Source organism: Flavobacterium polysaccharolyticum (genome assembly GCF_038739875.1).
Lineage (GTDB): Bacteria > Bacteroidota > Bacteroidia > Flavobacteriales > Flavobacteriaceae > Flavobacterium > Flavobacterium polysaccharolyticum.
This window is the reverse complement of record NZ_JBCGDP010000017.1, coordinates 79,973-101,533: the sequence shown is the minus strand read 5'-3', so window position 1 is coordinate 101,533 and position 21,561 is coordinate 79,973. Positions and strand designations below refer to the sequence as shown.

16 protein-coding genes are annotated in these 21,561 nt (G+C 35.5%); 7 read left to right on the top strand and 9 right to left on the bottom strand.

The window, feature by feature from the left end; genetic code table 11:
- Nucleotides 1–865, top strand: an 865-nt coding sequence (locus WFZ86_RS15815) for a T9SS type A sorting domain-containing protein (protein ID WP_342692822.1), incomplete at its 5' end; no start/stop codon positions are given.
- A 95-nt stretch (nucleotides 866–960) separates the two neighbouring features.
- Here WFZ86_RS15815 and WFZ86_RS15810 read toward each other — a convergent pair.
- The 4 genes from WFZ86_RS15810 to WFZ86_RS15795 form a co-directional block, all read right to left on the bottom strand.
- Complete coding sequence (locus tag WFZ86_RS15810; protein ID WP_342692821.1) at nucleotides 961–2,151, bottom strand: alkaline phosphatase family protein; 1,191 nt, start codon at nucleotides 2,149–2,151, stop codon at nucleotides 961–963.
- Between the two features lie 231 nt (nucleotides 2,152–2,382).
- Nucleotides 2,383–3,960, bottom strand: a complete 1,578-nt coding sequence (locus WFZ86_RS15805) for a hypothetical protein (RefSeq protein WP_342692820.1) — start codon at nucleotides 3,958–3,960, stop codon at nucleotides 2,383–2,385.
- Nucleotides 3,957–4,511 (bottom strand): RNA polymerase sigma factor, encoded by a 555-nt coding sequence (locus tag WFZ86_RS15800; protein WP_342692819.1) that lies wholly within the window; start codon nucleotides 4,509–4,511, stop codon nucleotides 3,957–3,959. Before WFZ86_RS15800 ends, WFZ86_RS15805 begins: the two co-directional genes overlap by 4 nt.
- An 85-nt stretch (nucleotides 4,512–4,596) precedes the next feature.
- Entirely contained in the window at nucleotides 4,597–5,457 is an 861-nt protein-coding gene (locus WFZ86_RS15795) for a protease complex subunit PrcB family protein (RefSeq protein ID WP_342692818.1), read from the bottom strand.
- A gap of 146 nt (nucleotides 5,458–5,603) precedes the next feature.
- On the opposite strand from WFZ86_RS15795, the gene WFZ86_RS15790 reads away from it, so the two are divergent.
- From WFZ86_RS15790 to WFZ86_RS15770, 5 genes are all read left to right on the top strand, one after another.
- Nucleotides 5,604–6,974: a DNA recombination protein RmuC gene (locus WFZ86_RS15790; RefSeq protein WP_342692817.1), complete on the top strand. Its 1,371-nt coding sequence runs from the start codon at nucleotides 5,604–5,606 to the stop codon at nucleotides 6,972–6,974.
- Nucleotides 6,975–6,979: 5 nt separating this feature from the next.
- Nucleotides 6,980–7,345: a 6-phosphogluconate dehydrogenase gene (locus tag WFZ86_RS15785; RefSeq protein WP_342692816.1), complete on the top strand. Its 366-nt coding sequence runs from the start codon at nucleotides 6,980–6,982 to the stop codon at nucleotides 7,343–7,345.
- Nucleotides 7,346–7,348: 3 nt separating this feature from the next.
- Nucleotides 7,349–7,909: an acyl-CoA thioesterase gene (locus WFZ86_RS15780; protein WP_342692815.1), complete on the top strand. Its 561-nt coding sequence runs from the start codon at nucleotides 7,349–7,351 to the stop codon at nucleotides 7,907–7,909.
- Nucleotides 7,910–7,983: 74 nt separating this feature from the next.
- Nucleotides 7,984–8,526, top strand: coding sequence for a YceI family protein (locus WFZ86_RS15775; protein WP_342692814.1), 543 nt, complete (start codon nucleotides 7,984–7,986; stop codon nucleotides 8,524–8,526).
- A gap of 27 nt (nucleotides 8,527–8,553) precedes the next feature.
- Nucleotides 8,554–9,855: a TIGR00341 family protein gene (locus WFZ86_RS15770; protein ID WP_342692813.1), complete on the top strand. Its 1,302-nt coding sequence runs from the start codon at nucleotides 8,554–8,556 to the stop codon at nucleotides 9,853–9,855.
- 1 nt (nucleotide 9,856) lies between these two features.
- On the opposite strand, the gene WFZ86_RS15765 is transcribed toward WFZ86_RS15770, so the two are convergent.
- The 5 genes from WFZ86_RS15765 to WFZ86_RS15745 all read right to left on the bottom strand — a co-directional run bounded on the left by WFZ86_RS15765 (nucleotide 9,857) and on the right by WFZ86_RS15745 (nucleotide 19,468).
- A complete protein-coding gene (locus WFZ86_RS15765; protein WP_342692812.1) occupies nucleotides 9,857–11,302 on the bottom strand; it encodes a LysM peptidoglycan-binding domain-containing protein in 1,446 nt (481 codons plus the stop codon).
- 241 nt (nucleotides 11,303–11,543) lie between these two features.
- A complete protein-coding gene (locus WFZ86_RS15760; RefSeq protein WP_342692811.1) occupies nucleotides 11,544–13,811 on the bottom strand; it encodes an aconitate hydratase in 2,268 nt (755 codons plus the stop codon).
- A gap of 124 nt (nucleotides 13,812–13,935) precedes the next feature.
- On the bottom strand, nucleotides 13,936–16,707 hold the full coding sequence (locus tag WFZ86_RS15755) for a bifunctional aconitate hydratase 2/2-methylisocitrate dehydratase (RefSeq protein ID WP_342692810.1): 2,772 nt from the start codon (nucleotides 16,705–16,707) through the stop codon (nucleotides 13,936–13,938).
- A gap of 328 nt (nucleotides 16,708–17,035) precedes the next feature.
- Complete coding sequence (locus WFZ86_RS15750; RefSeq protein ID WP_342692809.1) at nucleotides 17,036–17,989, bottom strand: AAA family ATPase; 954 nt, start codon at nucleotides 17,987–17,989, stop codon at nucleotides 17,036–17,038.
- Between the two features lie 75 nt (nucleotides 17,990–18,064).
- Nucleotides 18,065–19,468 (bottom strand): peptidylprolyl isomerase, encoded by a 1,404-nt coding sequence (locus WFZ86_RS15745; protein ID WP_342692808.1) that lies wholly within the window; start codon nucleotides 19,466–19,468, stop codon nucleotides 18,065–18,067.
- A gap of 475 nt (nucleotides 19,469–19,943) precedes the next feature.
- Here WFZ86_RS15745 and WFZ86_RS15740 point away from each other — a divergent pair, with 475 nt between their 5' ends.
- Entirely contained in the window at nucleotides 19,944–21,533 is a 1,590-nt protein-coding gene (locus tag WFZ86_RS15740; protein ID WP_342692807.1) for a peptide chain release factor 3, read from the top strand.
- The last annotated feature ends 28 nt before the right edge of the window (nucleotides 21,534–21,561 follow it).

Below are 21,561 nucleotides of genomic sequence, written 5' to 3'. Positions count from 1 at the left end.
TGCGAGTCCTGATTTTGAAACCAAAGATTCCTACTCTGTTCGCGTAAGAACTTTCGATGGAACATCCACTTTCGAAAAAGCATTTACTATTTTCATTAATGATGTGAATGAAGCACCAACGGATATTACTTTGTCTGATTCTGACATTGATGAAAATGTGCCAGCTAACTCAACTGTGGGAGCACTTTCTTCAACCGATGTAGATAGCAGTTCGTTTACGTATTCTTTAGTAGCTGGAGCTGGTGATACTGATAATGCTTCTTTTTCAATTTCAGGTAGTGATTTGAAAATTACTGCGAGTCCTGATTTTGAAACCAAAGATTCCTACTCTGTTCGCGTTCGAACTTTCGATGGAACATCCACTTTTGAAAAAGCATTTACTATTTCCATTAATGATGTTTGTGAACTTGACAATTCCGTAACATTGGCTGCTGATGTTCTAACTGCTACTCAAACAGGAGCAACTTACCAATGGTACAAATGTTCGGATAACTCAGTAGTAGGGACAAATAGCAATACATTTACCCCTACACAAACGGGTGATTACAAAGTAGATATTACAATAGGAAGTTGTACCGTAACTTCTGCTTGTATCACAGTAGCAACTCTTAATACTATTGATTTTGAAACAACTTCGAAAGTGATAATTTATCCAAACCCTAGCCAAGGAATCATTAATGTGAAATCTACGACTAACTCTGATTTTCAAGTTATCAATCTATTAGGACAGGTGTTGCAAACCTTCAAAACTGAAGCTGATGTTATCCAAACCATTGAGTTGCAAAACTTAAATGATAGTATTTACTTCATTAAGGAAGTCAACAACGCTACATCAAAAGCACACAAAATTATCATTAAGAAATAATTTTAATGATTCTTACCAAAGCAAAAAGCTGTTCGAAATTCGTCTCGAACAGCTTTTGTTTTTTGCACCCAAAGTGCTGTGTGTCATGTTGAAATTTAATTTCTCAAAAGCATCTTTACCTCATCCAAATCACCATCTATGCTCCCTACTTTTAATCCTAGAATACTAGCAATTAGAGGATAAACACTGACATTACGAAAAGATTTTACTTTTTTTCCTATTTTAAAATTAGGGCCTTTGGCATAAAAAATAGCTTGCATGTCTTTCATTTTATTATCATACCCATGCGTACCGCCACTAATTTTTTGATCGGGTTTGTTGACTAGACTATAACCTGCATCTGCTTCAACAACAAAATCTAAAGCTCTGGGATTAGTTCCAAAATGCAGTCGTTTAGGTACTTTATTAGTAGGATACCATTTGATATGAGGCACTTTTTTTAAAGCGTCAGCAATAACTTCTTTATATCCTATTTTAGCCTCAATACTCATAATGGGATTGATTACCGCTGCATATCCGTACCATTCTGGTTTGAGATAGTCTAAAATAGTGACTTTTTTATCGTTGCTGATGGCTGCCATTCCGTGGTCTGAAACTACAATTAGATTGATTTCTTTACCGATGGGAAGTGCGTCTAATTTTTGCATGAGTTGCCCTATTACGGCATCGACTTGAGGGACCATTTTTTTATTTTCTTCCGACAAAGGTCCATGATTATGACCTGTCTCATCGGGTTGATCAAAATATAAAGTGATTAAATGCGGACGCTCGGCTTCGGGCAAGTTAAGCCACTCGATTACAGTATTGACTCTTTTTTCGTAACTAACCGATTCGTCGTACTCTTTGAAAATACTGGCACTTTTGGCTCCAGTATCCGAACCTGGCCAATAGAAACAGGCGGCTTTAACGCCTTGTTCTTCGGCGAGATTCCAAATGGGATTACCGCCATAGAATTCACTATTTTTTTTAGCAGCGGTTTTTAGTGTAAATACTTTTTGGATCGCTGGATCATAAAAATTATTATTGACTATCCCATGATGATCTGGGTATAGTCCTGTAGCCATCGAGTAATGATTGGGAAAGGTTTTGGTAGGATAACTGGGTTGCATGGACTTGGCTTTTACTCCATATTTGGCCAAACTATCGAGATTGGGCGTTTCAAAATATTGGGGATAATCCCATCTAAATCCATCTAAGGAAACCAAAATCACATATGGTTTTTTTTGCTCTTGCGCTGTCATTCCTAATCCCAAAAAAAGGAATAACCCTACCACTATTTTTTTCATACAACTGTTTTGTGGCGCAAAGATACAATAAGAAATGATAGGGAAAAGTTAACCTTGATACGACGCCCAAGAATAAATTAATTGTTTGGGGCTGATCACAAAATAGCACAATTGCTGCTCTTTAGCCCCGGTAGGAGCGGCATCCTTTGCCTTTTTTCTTTCAAAAGGCAAAGATATAGCGGATAACGGGTAGATGTCAACTGATTATCCTTATGTAACTGCTCCTAAAAATTAAAAATCAAAATGTACTCCAAAGTTGAATGACCATTGAAACTGGTTGAAGGATTGCTCTTTTAGCGGGCTGCTAAAAAGATTCATACCAGGTTCTACAAACAAATGTGTAGCGGGAAAAACTTTGTATTGGAGAGTACTGCTCAACAAGGTTCCGTAGACCATATCGTTGACTTGATTACTTGCTCCTATAGATTCACCGTTTAGAAAAAACTGGTTGGAGACTAATTTACCAACGAAACCTCCCGTATTCAGATGAATATTGGTTTTTTTTTGTTGAAAAAGCACATAAGATACTGTAAACGGAAGTTCTACGTACTTGAGGTTTTGCGAAATATCACCCGAAGAAAAGTCTGATGAGCGCACCATCATGGACTCGGTTTGCGGGAGAAAAATATAATTAGCATTGGTCGTAATGGCATCTACATGTACTTTGTCTGCATTGACAATTGCTCCCGAAATTCCCATATTTTGCATCATTTGGCTGTTGTAATACGGCACTCCAGACAATTGTTGTCCAAGCTCATTGACTTTTAGTCCCGAACCTACACTCCATTTTTTATTCAATTTGTAATGGGTCGTTACGCCATAAGTTTTACCTTGTTGCGCTTCTCCTTTTACACCAAGGGTTTGTTGATTACTATAATTTTGAGAGGTATTGACTCCTGCTACGACTTGCATAGACCATTTTGACAAAGCTTCTTGTTTTTTGTCTTTTTTATCCTTGGGTTCTCGTTCTTCTCCTTTTGCTTTTTGTTCTAAAACGGCAAGCTCTTGTTGAATTTGTATTTGCTCTTTGGTGTTAGTATCTGGGTTTAAAGCAGCAATGACAGTGTTTTTATCTGTACTTTTGTTGTTTACTTCACTAACATTGGAGTTGCTTTTTACGTCATTTGCTATTGTGTTCCCTATCTTTTCATTTTTATTTGATGCATTAAAAATGACCTCCGACTTCGATTGGCTTTGACTTTCTGTTGTTGCAATCGCAGAGCTGTTGCCTGTTGTTTGCGGAATAACGGCATTATTTTTTACTTTTTGTTGAAGAGTAGCAAAGGGCGAATAGCTTTCTTCCTTATTCGACTGCCCTACTCCTTTTGCTGTTTTTTGAGCATCATTCTTTTGTGAATATTGGTTTGATTTTGATCCAATATTGTTGGGTTGAGCAGTTGTTGATTGGTTTTCTGTTGCTGGGTTTGAAACAACCACCACTGCATTATGGTTCTCTTTCAAGCTTTTGTCTGAAACAATAGTTGTTGAACTTTTGACTGATACTTTTTCGGATGATGGATTCTCTGATGATGAATTTTTAGGTGACGAACTTTCTTTGTAGACTACTTTTGAATTACTGTCTGTTCCCACTCCATTTAACAAAGGGTTTGATTGGGTTTGAAAAAATAAATAGGCAGGAATACCTATTCCTACCAACAAACTTGCTGCAGCAAACCACCACACCACAACTCTCTTTTTCTTTTTGGGTGTATCCAATTCTTTTTCTATAGCATCCCACAGTTCTGGTGGCGGAGTACTAGAGAAATTTTCCATTGAAGAAAACATCGTTTCTATCTTTTCTTTTTTCATGCTGTTTTAGAATTAAATGCGGCCAAAATTCTTCTTTTCAAATGACTTTTGGCTCTATTCAAATTGGATTTCGAGGTGCTTTCCGTAATATTAAGCATCTGAGAAATCTCTTTATGTTTCAGTTTCTCGAATACATACAAGTTGAATACCAATCGGTATTGGTCTGGCAAATCTTGTATGTATTCTAACAACTGCTCTTCGCTAAGAGAAGATCGATCCATCTCCTCTTCTTCGAAACTTTCGTCTATAGGATCATCGTACACTTCAAGTAAAAAAAGATTTTTTCTATTCTTTTTTAAAGTTTCGATGCACTTGTATATAAAAATTCTCTTGAGCCAACCTTCAAAACTACCTTCAAATTTAAATTGATAGATCTTTTGATAGGCAATAACAAAGGCTTCTTGAAAAACATCTTTAGCATCGTCTTCATTTTTCATGTATTTTAAACAAAGACCATACAAAACAGGAGCGAACAACTGATAGAGCTTTTGCTGGGCCGCTCTATCGTTTTCAACACACTTTTTGATCAGTATTTCTAAGTTGTCTTTCAATTCGTCTTACACTAATAACTTTTTAGGCCTACACTCTTGCAAAAGTAATGTTATTCCTTTTGCTTTTCATTACTCAACAAGATGATTAATTCTTAGTTTTCAACGTTGCGATTTTATCTTGAAGTCTTTTCTTAAAGCTTAGTATCGCCGAGTTTTGGTCTGTGGTATCGTCATTATCCAAATAAATTTTGGTTACAACAGTGCCTTGATGCCACTCGAAATAAATACCACCCTGATCATGCGAATCTGGAGTACCATACGTTTTAGTTTGCCCTTTTAAACTAGATACTTCGCTAGGAATTCCACCAATAAAACTAGTGTAATCATCTTTGTACACTAAGCTTGTAAAGCCATATTTTGCCATAGCATAATCTCCGTACACTACATCTTTAAAGCGCAGTACTTTTTGTACATCCAATCGATAAAATTCTTGGCAAGCACTACCCGTACAAGCCCCTCTAAAACTACCAATAATTGCATATTCATTATTTTGTCCTACACGTTGTAAATAAACAGGTTTGGATGTTTTAGGAATCGAAATCACATCTTTTGGATAGGTGGTCACTGGAGTTACCACATCGCCAACTTTGGGAACGATTTCATAAAAAGACACCACCACTTCACAATCTGTTTCAACAACAGCCTGCACTTTTATGTCGTAACCGCTTGATGGTTTTTGCCCAGCAAATAAACCCACTAAACTTGTTGTAGTAAAGTCAATTGCCACAGGAGGAGTACAAGGTTTAAACGTTGCATTAAATTTTTCTTGGGAATCGATTATAATGGCTTTTGAGGCTACTGTTTCCGTAATCAAAGTATTACAAGTGTTAAAGCTTTTAAAGGCAACGTTTCTTGTATTACCGCAAGAAATTGAATCCGATTCAGAGTTTAATGAACAAGAAGTAATGCCCATAGCGATCGCGATAAAAAGGACTATTTTTTTCATTTTATATTGTATTTAGTTTGTTTCCTTTATTTAGAGGGCACTTTTTAGAAAAGGTTGCGCAACAAAACAAAAAATAAATAAATTAATTCTTGAAAAAAGGAATTGATATTAATTCTTACTTTTACTTTTCAAAAAAACAATCCTCCATGTCTGAATTATTTTCTTTTTTACTGGTTTTTATCGTTGCGCTTGGCCTTGGTCTTTTCATAGGCAAACTGCTATTTTCTGCTCGTTTTGATTCACAAAAAATAAGTTTAGAAGAAAAAATCAATGCTGCCCAACATTTATTACAGCAGCAAAAAGAACAGGCTTTACTAGATAAAACTACTTTCGAAAAACAATTGCAAAGTAGCCTTCAAGAAAAAGAAGCCATCCGAAATGAAAAAGATAGCTTGGCTATTCAACTCTCTAAAAAAGAAGTGGATTTTGATAATTTGTTAGAGCGTCATAAAGAACAAAAAAATGAGGTGGAACTGCTTCAGGAAAAATTCACCAAAGAATTCGAAAATTTAGCCAACAAAATTCTAGACGAGAAATCGAATAAATTCACCGAGCAAAACAAGGAAAATATGAAAAACATCTTGAGTCCGCTGCAAGATAAGATTCAGTTATTCGAGAAAAAAGTCGAAGATACCCACAAAGAAAGCATTGACTATCATGCAGCGCTGCGTCAGCAAATTCTAGGGCTTCGCGAAATGAATTTACAAATGAGCAAAGAAACCCTCAATTTGACCAAAGCCCTAAAAGGCGATAGTAAAATGCAAGGAAATTGGGGCGAACTAGTATTGGAACGTGTACTCGAGAAGTCGGGCCTAGAAAAAGGACGCGAATACGAAGTACAACAGAGTCATATTACTGAAGCAGGTAATCGCGTGTTTCCTGACGTAGTGATCAATTTACCTGATGGCAAAAAAATGATTGTCGACTCGAAAGTTTCCTTGACCGCCTACGAAAAATACATCAACGAAGAAGATGACAACATCAAAGCTACCTTATTGAAAGAACATGTCTTTTCTATAAAACGTCATGTGGATCAATTAGGAGAGAAAAACTATCATGATTTGTATCAAATGGAAAGTCCAGACTTTGTATTGCTTTTCATTCCAATCGAACCCGCATTTGCCATTGCTTTGAATGAAGATACAACATTATACAACAAAGCCTTTGAAAAGAATATTGTGATCGTTACTCCATCTACATTACTGGCCACCTTACGCACAATTGACAGTATGTGGACCAACCAAAAGCAACAAGAAAATGCGGTAGAAATCGCGCGTCAAGCAGGGGCTTTATACGATAAATTTGAAGGCTTTGTGGCCGATTTGATCAAAATTGGAAAGAAAATTGACGAAAGCAAAGTAGAATACGGAGCTGCGATGAATAAGCTAGTAGATGGCAAAGGTAATCTAATTGTAAGTGTAGAAAAATTAAAAAAGATGGGGGCCAAAGCAAAAAAAGCCTTACCCGAAAATGTTCTAAAAAGAGCTGAAAATGATATAAACAACCTTATAAATTAAAACAAATGAAAAAAATTGCCGCTTTATTACTACTCGTTGGAGTACTTGTTGTCGCTATTTACATGGCTTTCATTTATTATATTCCCGTGAGCGATGGTGTTCGTTCCGGAGAATTAATTCGATTAAGTCACAAAGGTGTGATTATCAAAACTTGGGAAGGCGAATTGAGTCAAGGAATTTCGGGTGCACAGATTTTCCGTTTTTCTGTATTAGATAAAGATCAAGCCGTAATCGACAGTTTAAAAGTTTTACAAGGGCATTATGTGCGTTTGACCTATGAAGAAAAAAAACGCACTTTTATGTGGTGGGGAGAAACTCGTTTTTTTATCACCTCGATTCAAAAAGAAGCCTCTCCATTTAATAATCGATAACTCATGACCAACGTATTCAAACCAGTTTCTGCATCACATGTTACCATTTCTGAATTGATGTTGCCCTCGCACACTAATTTTAGTGGCAAAATACATGGAGGATATATTTTATCCTTGTTGGATCAAATTGCCTTTGCAAGCGCCTCCAAATTTTCAGGAAATTATTGTGTCACCGCCTCAGTGGATACGGTGAATTTTTTACAACCCATAGAAGTTGGTGAATTGGTTACCATGAAAGCCTCTGTAAATTATGTAGGAAGAAGTTCAATGATTATAGGCATTCGGGTAGAAGCAGAAAACATACAAACAGGAGTTGTTAAGCATTGCAATTCCTCCTATTTTACTATGGTAGCCAAAGACGATCAAGGCAAAAGCGTTCCCGTTCCTGGATTACAGCTAAAAACTATAAATGATGTGCGTCGTTTTAGCAATTGTTTGAAACAAATTGAGCTCAAAAAAGTACACGAAGTACATGAAGTAGAATTTGATTATTGTTCTCCAGAAAACTTGGCTCATTTGTCTCAATACAACATTCAATTAGAATTGCAAATGCACAAAAAATAAAAATAATCTTATAAAATATACTTGTTAAAAACAATTAAAAAATGTAATTTTAAGAGATTCTATTTCTTGGTCACATGAAAAAAATTACGTTTCTTTTCTTGTTTTTCTATTCCTTCCAACTTCAAGCACAAGAACAATTATCTTCTTCCAAAGGAGTAATCCATTTTGAAGCTTCTGTCCCTTTGTTTGAAGAAGTGAAAGCTACCAATCAAGAGGTGAACTGTGAGGTAGAATTAAAAACTAGCGAAATTAACTGCACCGTTTTTATTGAAAAATTTCAATTCAAAAGAGATTTGATGCGTATGCATTTTAATAACAGTTACTTAGAAAGCGATCGCTATCCCAAAGCAACTTTTATGGGCAGAATCGATAAATTGGATTACAAATCCCTCTCAGAGCAACCCACTGAACACCAAATAAAAGGCATCATCAAAATACACGGAAAATCTAAAGCTATAAACTGTAAGGCTCTTATTAAAAAAGTAAAAAAAGGAATGGAAATAAACGCCTCGTTTGTTTTAAATACTGATGACTTCAATATTGCAATACCCTCTATTGTAGCTTCAAAAATATCCAAGCAAGTGACCACTACTTTAAAACTTACGGTTTTAGAATAAGAGGTTGTATTCAAAATTTTATATACTATGAATCGACTACAGAATTTCCTTGATTTACACACCGGAGAAGAAGACAAACAAAAAATATTAGAGAACGTAAAGTCAAATATTTCGTTTAGAGGATCGACCGTTTGGATTTTAGCTTGTGCGATTGTGGTTGCCTCGGTAGGCTTAAACGTTAATTCAACAGCGGTTATCATTGGCGCTATGCTCATTTCTCCTCTAATGGGACCAATTGTTGGTGCTGGATTTAGTTTGGGAATCTATGATTTTGAATTATTAAAAAAAGCCGCCAAAAACCTTGTCATCGCCACTTTAGTTAGTTTGTTGGTCTCCACAATTTATTTTACGCTCAGTCCTTTTAAAGAAACACAATCCGAATTGTTAGCACGAACCTCTCCTAATATTTATGATATTTTGATTGCTTTTTTTGGTGGACTTGTTGGAGTTATCGCTATCACTAGAGTCGAAAAAGGAAACCCAATTCCGGGTGTTGCCATTGCCACTGCCTTGATGCCTCCTTTGTGTACCGCTGGCTATGGACTAGCAATCGGCAACTGGAAATACTTTCTCGGTGCCCTTTTTTTATACACCATCAATTGTGTGTTTATCTGTATTTCTACCTTTTTGATTGTCAAATACTTGAAATATCCAGAAGTAAATCATGTTAATCCAAAATACCGAAAACAAATAAAATACACCATTTCAAGCATTATTGTTTTACTAATTGTACCTAGTGTCTACTTTGCTTATGTATTAGCACAAGAAAAAAAATACAAACAAAGAGTAGAGTTGTTTTTAAATGATGAATTTACCGAAAAAGGATTCGCTATTCTATATCAAAAAGTCAATTACAACAAGAATCAAAAAAGTATTGAATTAGCTTTTTTAAATAAAAAAATAAATAAAAAAGAAATCCAAAACCTTAGAAGTTTGCTTAAAAAATATAAAATCGAGAATACAAAATTATTGATTAAACAAGATACCACAGATATCAAAAAATACATTTTAGAAAACAATGCTACTGAAAAAGCTAAAGAAAATGAGAAAGATCTAATGATACTGAATTTAGAGAATAAGCTCAAATCCTATAGCTATAACAACAAAGCATTACAAGACGAAATCTCTATACTGTTTCCAGAAATCAAAAATATTTCAGTAGCAAGTCATATATTTAACGAAAACACAGATAGTACCCTGACCAAAACAATTGTCATTTATAAGAGTACAAAAAACATAAACTCCAATGACGAAGAAAAGCTGAAACAGTGGTTAAAGAAAAGAATCGCGAAAAACAATGTTGAATTGTATCGTGATAAAGAAGATTAATTTATTTAAGTACACGATTGACTTGGGCAAAATTTCGGTGATAATACCCTTCTTTAGTAGATGAAATAATTACACCACTATTGGTAGAGGAATGAATAAATTTAATCTCATCTCCAACTACATCTACCACCATGCCTACGTGGTTAATGCGTCCACTACCTCTAGTTTTAAAGAAAATCAAGTCTCCTTTTTTAGCTTCTGTAGGCGTAACTCTAATCCCAATATTGGACATCTGGTTAGACGACCTTGGAAGCTTAATATCCAAAGCACTAAAGGTAGAACACATTAAACCAGAACAATCAAAACCTGCTCTTGTGGTACCTCCAGACCTGTAGCGAATTCCTAAATTATCAGAAGCCTTCGCAATTAAATCATCTGCGATAGAGTAATCACCAAAAAACTTATCAGAACTAGATTCTGTAGCTACTGAATCTAGCTTCGTTTCCGTTTCATTCACAGCAACAACATTGGCTCCTTCTTTAATTTTCAACATTGCCCCAACTCGCATTTTTTTATGAATCGAAGGATTTAGTTTTTCTAATTCAGCGACAGTAATTCCGTATTTCTTAGCAATACCAAACTTAGTTTCTTTAGGTAAAACTTCATGTACAATCGCTGTTGTCTCGGGAGAGGAAATAGTATTCGTGACCGATGTTTCTGTTCCCACTTGCTCATTGGCTCCTGCAACTAGAGTTTGTGTTTTAATTGAAGAAGGGCTTGAAACCTCATCTTTTTGAAGCACTTCTGCTACTTTATTTTGCAGAGGTACATTTAGTTTCTGACCTATTTCAAGACTTTTGGCTACAATACTAGGATTCAGTTTTTCGAGTTCTTCAACCGAAATACCATAGCGTTTTGAGATACCATATTTTGTTTCACTAGCTATAACTTCATGTATTTGCTGTCCTTCGTTCGAGACATTGGAAGCCACAAACTCACTAACAGAATTACTAGTAGTAAGGATTGTTGTGTTTTGTTCAGAATGGATTGTGTTAGCAACAACTTGTTCCTCTTTCAAATCAAAATTTTCTGGAACAATTAATTTTATTTTCTCTCCAATTTGCAATCCTGATTTATCTATTGAAGGATTATTTTTTTTAATTTCTTTTACGCTAAGATTGAACTTTTTTGCAATACCAAACAGCGTTTCTTTAGGTAAAACTTCATAATCAATCTCTTTGGTATTTTTCTTTTCCTGAGCCAACTCTTTTTTGGCTACTTCTTTTTTATAATTCTTATTTGGAATTTTTAAAACGGAATTCAACTTTAAAATCCCTGAAGCTTTTGGATTTAAATTAAAAATTACTTTTTGACTAACATGGTACTTTTCGGCTATTGAAGAAATGGTTTCACCCTGAGAAATTTTGTGGGTTATAAATTTTTCTTGTGAAAAAACAGTTGATGTGGTACAAACCAAGAGCCAAAATAGTATTCCGAAGTACTTCATGCTTATTTTTTATAAATTGTGGTATTATTTTTATCAAAAAGCTTATTTCATAGAAATTAGATTAAAAAAAATGATGTTTTTAATCTAAAAACTACATTTTTATCAAGTTTTACAAATATAGTTTTTTTTAATAAATTAAAAATGTTAAAACTATTATAAAATAAATTTATAGGACTATAATTAGAAACAAAAAAGCTCCAAAGTTACCTAAGGAGCTTTCTTTATGATTCATTTTTTCATTTTAGGCTTGACCTGCAGCTGCAATTAAATTGAGTGCTGAACCCGCAACAAACCACCCTATTTGACTTTCATTGTAAGTATGATTCACCAAAATGGTTTCTCTAGCTTCATTCGAATGTACTAGTTCAATGGTCAAGGGTTTACCAGCTGCAAACTCGGTCAAATCCAAGAAATTGATAGTATCATCTTCTTGAATTTTATCATAATCGAACTCGTTAGCAAAAGTTAAAGCCAACATGCCTTGTTTTTTCAAATTCGTTTCATGTATACGAGCAAATGATTTTACCAAAACGGCTTTAACCCCCAAGAAACGTGGTTCCATCGCCGCATGTTCTCGTGAAGACCCTTCTCCATAATTATGATCTCCCACTACTATCGAAGGAATTCCAGCCGCCTTATAAGCTCTCTGAACCGTTGGTACAGGCTCATAGACTCCAGTTAATTGATTTTTTATTTCGTTAGTTTTTTGGTTAAAAGCATTGACTGCACCAATCAACATGTTATTTGAAATATTATCTAAATGTCCACGAAAGCGCAACCAAGGACCTGCCATTGAAATATGATCTGTAGTACATTTACCAAAAGCTTTAATCAACAACTTAGCACCTGTTATATTCTTACCATCCCAAGCCTCAAAGGGCGCCAGTAATTGTAGTCGGTCTGAAGTTGGGCTTACTAAGATTTGAACACTAGAACCATCCGCAGCGGGAGCTTGAAAACCATCCTCTTCAACATCAAATCCTCGTTTGGGTAATTCGTCCCCGAAAGGAGCATTCAATTTCACTTCTTCACCATTATCATTCAATAAACTATCTGTTAATGGATTAAAATCCAACCTTCCTGAAATGGCCAATGCAGCCACCATTTCTGGAGAAGTGACAAAAGCGTGGGTATTAGGATTGCCATCGGCTCTTTTAGAAAAATTGCGATTGAATGAATGCACAATGGTGTTTTTTTCTCCTTTATCCGCTCCTGCTCTATCCCATTGCCCGATACAAGGCCCACAAGCATTGGTAAACACTTTGGTTCCCATTTTTTCAAAAGTGGCAATAATGCCATCTCGCTCAATGGTGTAACGAATTTGTTCTGATCCAGGATTAATACCAAACTCCGCTTTTGGCGTAATCCCATGGGTCACCGCTTGCTCAACAATAGAAGCAGCTCGAGCCATATCTTCATAAGATGAATTCGTACAAGAACCTATCAGCCCCCATTCTACTTTTATGGGCCAACCATTCGCCGCTGCTTCTTCCTTCATTTTAGAGACCGGAGTACCTCTATCTGGAGTAAATGGCCCATTAATATGAGGTTCTAAATCGGACAAATTGATCTCAATCAATTGGTCAAAATACTGCTCTGGATTGGCATATACTTCTGGGTCAGCTGTCAAATAAGAAGCAACTGCATCAGCAGCCGCTACCACCTCTTGACGCCCAGTGGCTACTAAATACCTACGCATAGCATCATCATATCCAAATGTAGAGGTTGTCGCACCGATTTCTGCCCCCATATTACATATTGTTCCTTTTCCTGTACAAGACATAGCAATGGCTCCCTCTCCAAAATATTCTACGACAGCTCCTGTTCCTCCTTTTACCGTTAGAATATCTGCAACTTTCAAAATGACATCTTTGGGCGCAGTCCATCCTGATAACTTCCCTGTAAGTTTTACACCAATGAGCTTAGGAAACTTTAACTCCCAAGACATTCCAGACATTACATCTACAGCATCAGCTCCACCAACACCTATGGCTAACATTCCTAAACCACCGGCATTTACGGTATGTGAGTCGGTACCAATCATCATACCTCCAGGAAAAGCATAATTTTCTAAAACAATTTGATGGATAATTCCAGACCCTGGCTTCCAAAATCCAATGCCATATTTATTGGAAACTGATGATAAAAAATCAAATACTTCTTTGGATTGAGTATTAGCTACAGCCAAATCTGATTTAGCTCCGTTTTTGGCCAAAATCAAGTGATCACAATGAACCGTTGTTGGAACAGCTACCCTTTTTTTACCAGCATGCATGAATTGCAACAAAGCCATTTGTGCTGTAGCATCTTGACAAGCCACTCTATCTGGGGCAAAATCTACATAATCAGCTCCTCTATGATACACCTTTGTAGCTTTTCCATCCCAGAGATGACTATATAAAATCTTCTCTGTTAAAGTAAGAGGTCGACCAACAATTTCTCGTGCAGCATCAACACGTTCAGCCATGCTAGCGTACACTTTTTTAATCATTTCAATATCAAAAGCCATAAGATAAATTTGTTTTAGTTATTCATTTTGAACACCACAATTTACGACAAATAGAGCAGCTATTTAAAAAAAAGCCCGAGTTAATACACTCGGGCTTTACATTTTATAAATAATTTATGAGGAATTACAACACTAATTGTTTGTTTGATGGTGAAAACTTAGTCAAATTAATTCCATCAACAGCAGCAATGTACTCTTCGATAGTTGGAGTTCTACCAAGAACGGTGGATAAGACTACCACTGGTGTAGAAGAAAGCAAAGACTCTCCTTTTTTGGTTTCTGTATCTTCTACAACTCTTCCTTGGAAAAGACGCGTAGACGTAGCCATTACCGTATCTCCTTTCGAAGCTTTTTCTTGGTTACCCATACAAAGATTACAACCTGGACGCTCTAAGTACAACATATTTTCATATTCAGTGCGTGCAGCAGCTTTCGGCGCATTATCATCAAATTCAAAACCAGAGTATTTCTGTAATACTTCCCAGTCTCCTTCAGCTTTCAACTCATCAACAATATTATACGTTGGTGGCGCCACTACTAGAGGGGCTTTGAACTCTACTTTACCGTTTTGTGTTTCAATATTTTTAAGCATTTGTGCCAAAATTTTCATGTCTCCTTTGTGCACCATACATGAACCTACAAAACCAAGATCAACTTTTTTCTCTCCTCCATAAAAAGATAATGGTCTAATGGTATCGTGAGTGTATCGTTTAGACACATCGGCATTGTTCACATCTGGATCAGCAATCATTGGCTCAGCGATTAGATCTAAATCAATTTCAACTTCAGAGTAATACTTCGCATTTGCATCTGGAGTTAAAGCGGGTTTTTCGCCAGATTGAATTTCGTCAATTCTTTTGTTTGCTTTGTCAATTAATCCTTGTAGTACTTTGTTTTTATTATCCATTCCTTTATCAATCATGATTTGGATTCTACTTTTAGCAATTTCCAATGATTCGATTAAAGTATTGTCTTCAGAAATACAAATCGCAGCTTTGGCTTTCATTTCAGCCGACCAATCTGTAAAAGTAAAAGCTTGATCTGCAGTTAAAGTTCCTAAATGAACCTCAATAACTCTACCTTGGAAAACATTTTCACCAGCAAATTTTTTCAACATTTGCGCTTGTGTAGCATGAACAACATCACGGAAATCCATGTATTCTTTCATACTTCCTTTGAAAGTAACCTTCACTGATTCTGGAATAGGCATTGATGCTTCACCAGTCGCCAAAGCCAAAGCCACAGTTCCTGAGTCAGCTCCAAAAGCTACTCCTTTCGACATTCTTGTATGAGAGTCACCTCCAATGATAATTGCCCAATCATCGATTGTGATATCGTTAAGTACTTTATGAATAACATCCGTCATTGCATGATACTCCCCTTTTGGATCACGACCAGTAATTAAACCAAAGTCGTTCATGAATTTCATTAGTTTAGGAATATTTGCTTGCGCTTTTTTATCCCAAACCGAAGCTGTATGACAACCTGATTGGTATGCTCCGTCAACAATTGGAGAGATAACCGTTGCAGCCATTGACTCTAACTCTTGAGCAGTCATCAAACCTGTAGTATCTTGAGAACCTACAATGTTTACTGTTACACGAACATCAGAACCAGCATGCAACACTTTTTTAGAAATTGTCCCTACTGCATTTCTGTTGAAAATTTTCTCAACTGCTGTTAGACCTTGTCCATCAATAGAAATTTCTTTCGATGGAGCATACACCAAAGGAATATCAATTCCTAAAAGGTTTGCTGCAAACGTTTGGATTTTTTTACCAAATACAATTGCATATGAACCTCCAGCTTTGATAAATTCCATTTTTTGTGGCGTGAAAGCTTTTGAGATATCAATTAACTCTTGCTCGCCATTATATAATTTCTTTTTCTTGGTATTGATTGTAAGAACCGTACCAGTAGCCACAGAATAAGTCTCTTCTAATACTGGATCTCCATTTTCATTAAGCACTGGTTTACCCTCAGCATCTAGTTTTTTAACCCAGTTTTTAAGATCGATACCAATACCACCCGTAACATCTACAGTCGTTAGAAAAATTGGAGAAATTCCATTTGTTCCTCCCACAATTGGTGCAATATTTACAAATGGAATATAAGGGCTAGCTTGTTTTCCTGTCCAAAGTGCCACGTTATTTACACCAGACATTCTTGAAGATCCCACTCCCATAGTCCCTTTCTCTGCAATTAACATTACACTTTTATCTGGATGTTGTACTTGCAAAGCTTTAATTTCAGTTTGAGCCTGAAGAGAAATCATGCATTTTCCATGTAACTCTCGATCTGATCTTGAGTGTGCTTGATTTCCAGGAGACAATAAATCCGTAGAGATATCTCCTTCTCCAGCAATAAATGTCACAACTTTAATCTCTTCCGCTATTTCTGGAAGCTTTGTAAAGAACTCCGCTTGAGCATAACTTTCAAGAATTTCTTTAGCAATAGTATTTCCGTACTCATAGGCTACTTTTAAACGATTAGTATCGGCATCATAAAGGTACACTTGAGTTTTAAGTACATCAGCAGCATCTTTGGCAATAGCTACATCATTACCCAAAGCTAAGTCAAGTAACACTTCGATAGAAGGTCCTCCTTTCATGTGTGATAATAACTCTAAAGCAAAAGCTGGAGTAATTTCATTTACTACAGATTCTCCTAAAATAATCTCTTTTAAAAACTTTGCTTTGACACCAGCCGCACTAGTTGTACCTGGTAAAGTATTGTAAATAAAAAAGTGAAGAGAATCTGCTCGATATTGATTATCAATATCTTTAATTTGCGCAATGATTTCGCTCAACAACTCAGCAGTATCAATTGGCTTTGGATGTAATCCTTGGATTTTTCGTTCTTCGATCTCCTTGATGTAATCGTGATAAATGCTCATAATGTAGTATGTTAATGACCCTCTTTATTGATTATCTCAACACCAAAAGCCATAATAATTAAGTGTTTTATTTTTTTTGTACGCAAATTTAGGAATTAAAGCCGAGAATTAAAAAAATTTAATAGAAGTCCCCTTTTTTAAAATTATCATCGGCAAAAACAACACATTATCAACTTTTATTGAAAATATATCAATTTTTACAGCAAATTTTAATTATTCAATATTTTAAAAAGATTTTTTTATCAATATGAAAATCTGAGACAAAATAAAAAAAGGTTCTTTGTTGTATTTCAAACAAAGAACCTTTCTAAATAAGACAACTATAACGTTATAATAGCTTTTCTATGATCATTTCTTCAGAAACACCCTCAGCATCGGCTTTATAATTCTTGATAATTCTATGACGTAAAATTCCTGTAGCCACAGCCTTCACATCTTCTATGTCTGGAGAAAATTTTCCATGAAATGCGGCATTGGCTTTGGCAGCTATTATCAAGTTTTGCGAAGCCCTTGGCCCTGCTCCCCAATCTAAATAATTTTTAACGTAATCATTGGACAAAGCATTGTTAGGTCGGGTTTTACTCACCAATGTTACCGCATACTCAATGACATTATCTGCCACAGGTATGCGACGAATTAAATGCTGATATTCTATAATTTCTTCCGCAGAAAATAAAGGATTAATAACGAGCTTCACATCTGAAGTCGTATTTTTAACTACTTGTACCTCTTCGAGAAATGAGGGATAATCTAACTTTATAGCAAACATAAAACGATCCAACTGCGCCTCGGGCAAAGGATAGGTTCCTTCTTGCTCAATGGGGTTTTGAGTGGCCAAAACAAAATAAGGCAAATCTAATTTGTAGTTATGACCTGCAATCGTAACCGCTCGTTCTTGCATCGCTTCTAACAAAGCTGCTTGCGTTTTTGGTGGTGTTCTGTTGATCTCATCAGCCAAAATAATATTCGAAAAAATAGGCCCTTTAATAAACTTAAAGTGTCGATTTTCGTCTAATATTTCGCTACCTAAAATATCCGAAGGCATCAAATCTGGGGTAAATTGAATTCTTTTAAAATCCAAACCGAGGGCTTGCGCCAAAGTATTCACCATAAGTGTTTTGGCCAAACCTGGTACGCCAACAAGCAATGCATGGCCACCAGAGAATATAGAAAGTACAATTTGATCAATCACATCATCTTGACCCACAATAATTTTTGCAATCTCTGTTTTGAGTTGGTTTCGCTTTTGAACTAAAGCATGAATCGCATCAACATCTGACATATAAGTATGTTTTAATTAAAAAAGAGTTAGTTTATGAAATCATAAAACTAACTCTTTTTATTTATTTTATAAAAATTATTTTTTTAACCAGTTATTCGTAAAAGCACAGTCTCTGTACTCACCATTAATTTTGATGTAGGTTTCTTTGATTTTTTCTTCAAACCATTTCCCTACAGCTTTGATTTGTTTTTCTTTCAAAGCCAAATCTTTAATTTTAATATAGTCTTTAGAATAATCAGCTGTGTGCTCATCTATTCTATTGGTAACGGTTATGATTTTAAATGTTTTTTTCCCTTGATCTTCTTCCAGAAAAGGCTGAGAAATTTCTTGATCTTTAAGATTAGAAACCCTGCTGTACAAACTTGGATCCATTTTGGTCAATTCAAAACGAGTGTCTTGCGTTTTTGGATTAATCAAAGCACCTCCATTGGCTCTTGTTTCTTTTTCATCTGAAATTGTTCTTGCTGCTTCAGCAAAAGTAATGTCTTTGTCCATAATGCGCTTTCGCAATAAATCAATTTTCTCTTTCGCTTCTTTAATAGATGCTTCAGAAACCGTTGGGGTTAATAGAATATGACGTAACTCTAATTCTTGTCCTTTTATTTTTTCTACCAAAATTATATGAAATCCAAAAGTAGTTTCAAATGGCTCTGAAATTTCGCCTTCAGCCAACTTGAAAGCAACTTCTTTAAATTCCTTAACGAATGGTGTCTTCCTATTGATTTTATAAAACCCACCTGTTCTTCTTCCGTCTGGATCTTGCGTATACAATACTGCTTTTGTTGAAAAACTTGCACCAGCCTCTACCTCTTTTTTAAACCCTTTTAGACGGTCAATTACTTTTTGCTTGTCTTCTTGAGTAACTACTGGAGCAACAACGATTTGTGCTACTTCCATTTCAGCACCAAACGTAGGCAAATCAGCTTTTGGGATAGCTTTAAAGTAATTGCGAACTTCTTCTGGGGTGATTTCTACGCCATCAACAATTTTTTTACCCATTTCAGAGCTTAGTTTCTGCTCTTTCAAAACATCGAAAAAAGTAGATCTAAGTTCTTCTTCAGAGCTTTTTTTGTACATCTCTACCACTTTGTCCATTGAACCTAAATTTTCAACCATATAGTTCAATCGTTCTTCCATCATTCCTTTGATATCAGAGTCTGAAACTACAATACTATCTTGAATAGCTTGGTGAGCGTAGAGTTTGTCTTCTAATAACTTTCCAAGCATTTGACATCTTGAAACTCCACTAACAGAACCACCAGCTGCAGTGATCTCTAAAAATGATTTATCAATATCTGAATCTAATACAATATAATCTCCAACTGTTGCAATTACTCCATCTACTTTTTGGCGTTTAGTTGGATTTTCTTTTACTACCTCAGTTGCTTTTTCTTTTATCACTTCTTGCGCATTCATTGCAAAAGAGGCCATTAAAACGAAACAAATAGGAAGTACAAAATTGTATTTTAAAAACTTCATCGAAAAAAGGTTAAATTGTATGTTTAAATTATTTTTTAATATGCTGATTTCTTGCTATTGTTCTTTTTATGTTCTTAATAACAATTATATTTTATTTAATACAGCAAAATTTTCTACTAAGAAAAAGCATATAAATTGCTAACAAAAATAGCAATTCAAAGACATAATACAACTATAGCTACTACTATTAACAAAAAATTATTAACATGCGCTAATTGAAATGATTTAAAGGGAAACCAAAAGCGCAAAATGTTGCTCCCTAGCCCCGATAGCAGTGAAAATCCCCCGCTTTTTTTTGCGGGGATTGTAACGGATAGCGGGACGATGATTGCAAAAAAAACAAATTCTTTGCTGCTCCAAATACTCCTTTTACTTTGCATCCCTTTTATTTCAAAGAGATAAAAAACAGATTTGTACTTGCTTTTTTTTAATTCGTGTTTATAAATAGTACTTTTGCAAACTATTTAAAGCAAATATGAGTTTTTTACAAGAAATACAACGCAGAAGAACGTTTGGCATCATTTCGCATCCCGATGCTGGAAAAACTACACTTACCGAAAAATTATTGCTTTTTGGTGGTGCTATTCAAGAGGCTGGAGCCGTTAAAAACAACAAAATAAAAAAAGGGGCAACCAGTGACTTTATGGAGATTGAACGCCAAAGAGGAATCTCGGTTTCTACTTCGGTTTTGGCCTTTAACTACAAGGATAAAAAAATCAACATTCTAGATACTCCTGGACACAAGGATTTTGCCGAGGATACGTTCCGAACCTTAACGGCGGTGGATAGTGTCATTGTAGTGATTGACGTTGCGAAAGGAGTCGAGGAACAGACTGAAAAATTAGTGGCGGTTTGTAGAATGAGAAACATTCCAATGATTGTTTTTATCAACAAATTAGACCGTGAAGGTAAAGACGCCTTTGATTTGATGGATGAAGTGGAACAAAAACTTGGGCTTACTGTAACTCCTTTGAGTTTCCCGATAGGCATGGGGTATGATTTTCAAGGAATCTACAACTTATGGGAACAAAATATTAATCTTTTTAGCGGTGATAGCCGAAAAAATATAGAAGAAACAATTGCATTCTCTGATGTACAAAGCCCAGAATTAGAAAAAATTATTGGAGAAAAACCAGCTACTAAACTTCGTGAAGAATTAGAATTGATTGATGAAGTCTACCCTAAATTTGAGCGTCAAGACTATTTAGACGGAAAAATTCAGCCTGTATTTTTTGGTTCAGCTTTGAATAATTTTGGAGTTAGAGAATTACTAGATTGCTTCGTAAGCATAGCCCCTTCTCCAAGAGCAAAAGAATCAGAAACAAGACTTGTAGATCCGAAAGAAGAGAAAATGTCTGGTTTTGTGTTTAAAATTCATGCCAATATGGATCCAAAACACAGGGATCGTTTAGCTTTTATAAAAATTGTGTCTGGAACTTTTGAAAGAAACAAACCTTATTACCATGTTCGCCAAAAGAAAAATCTAAAGTTCTCTAGCCCAAATGCTTTTTTTGCGGAGAAAAAAGAAATCGTTGATATTTCTTATCCTGGTGATATTGTGGGATTACATGACACAGGAAATTTCAAAATTGGCGATACGCTGACCGAAGGTGAAATTATGAGCTTCAAAGGAATTCCGAGTTTCTCACCAGAACACTTTAGATACATTAATAATGCCGATCCATTAAAAGCAAAGCAATTAGACAAAGGTGTTGATCAATTAATGGATGAAGGTGTTGCGCAGTTGTTCACACTCGAAATGAATAATCGTAAAGTAATTGGAACAGTTGGTGCGCTACAATATGAAGTAATTCAGTATCGTTTGGAGCATGAATATGGTGCAAAATGTACTTATGAAAATTTCCCTGTTCATAAAGCTTGTTGGGTAAAACCAGACGATGCTAAAAACGAAGAATTCAAAGAATTTAAACGTATCAAACAGAAATTTTTGGCCAAAGACAAATACAACCAACTAGTATTTCTTGCGGATTCTGACTTTACTATTCAAATGACACAAAGCAAATTCCCAAGTGTTAAATTATTTTTCACTTCCGAGTTTGATTAATACCAGAAAGCCAACTCTAAAAAGTTGG

What these genes read in the sequence shown, in the direction of transcription:
- WFZ86_RS15765 (WP_342692812.1), bottom strand. Translation starts at nt 11,302, where the DNA reads ATGAAGTACTTCGGAATACTATTTTGGCTCTTGGTTTGTACCACATCA.
- WFZ86_RS15775 (WP_342692814.1), top strand. Translation starts at nt 7,984, where the DNA reads ATGAAAAAAATTACGTTTCTTTTCTTGTTTTTCTATTCCTTCCAACTT.
- WFZ86_RS15750 (WP_342692809.1), bottom strand. Translation starts at nt 17,989, where the DNA reads ATGTCAGATGTTGATGCGATTCATGCTTTAGTTCAAAAGCGAAACCAA.
- WFZ86_RS15760 (WP_342692811.1), bottom strand. Translation starts at nt 13,811, where the DNA reads ATGGCTTTTGATATTGAAATGATTAAAAAAGTGTACGCTAGCATGGCT.
- WFZ86_RS15755 (WP_342692810.1), bottom strand. Translation starts at nt 16,707, where the DNA reads ATGAGCATTTATCACGATTACATCAAGGAGATCGAAGAACGAAAAATC.
- WFZ86_RS15740 (WP_342692807.1), top strand. Translation starts at nt 19,944, where the DNA reads ATGAGTTTTTTACAAGAAATACAACGCAGAAGAACGTTTGGCATCATT.
- WFZ86_RS15745 (WP_342692808.1), bottom strand. Translation starts at nt 19,468, where the DNA reads ATGAAGTTTTTAAAATACAATTTTGTACTTCCTATTTGTTTCGTTTTA.
- WFZ86_RS15805 (WP_342692820.1), bottom strand. Translation starts at nt 3,960, where the DNA reads ATGAAAAAAGAAAAGATAGAAACGATGTTTTCTTCAATGGAAAATTTC.
- WFZ86_RS15790 (WP_342692817.1), top strand. Translation starts at nt 5,604, where the DNA reads ATGTCTGAATTATTTTCTTTTTTACTGGTTTTTATCGTTGCGCTTGGC.
- WFZ86_RS15810 (WP_342692821.1), bottom strand. Translation starts at nt 2,151, where the DNA reads ATGAAAAAAATAGTGGTAGGGTTATTCCTTTTTTTGGGATTAGGAATG.
- WFZ86_RS15795 (WP_342692818.1), bottom strand. Translation starts at nt 5,457, where the DNA reads ATGAAAAAAATAGTCCTTTTTATCGCGATCGCTATGGGCATTACTTCT.
- WFZ86_RS15770 (WP_342692813.1), top strand. Translation starts at nt 8,554, where the DNA reads ATGAATCGACTACAGAATTTCCTTGATTTACACACCGGAGAAGAAGAC.
- WFZ86_RS15780 (WP_342692815.1), top strand. Translation starts at nt 7,349, where the DNA reads ATGACCAACGTATTCAAACCAGTTTCTGCATCACATGTTACCATTTCT.
- WFZ86_RS15785 (WP_342692816.1), top strand. Translation starts at nt 6,980, where the DNA reads ATGAAAAAAATTGCCGCTTTATTACTACTCGTTGGAGTACTTGTTGTC.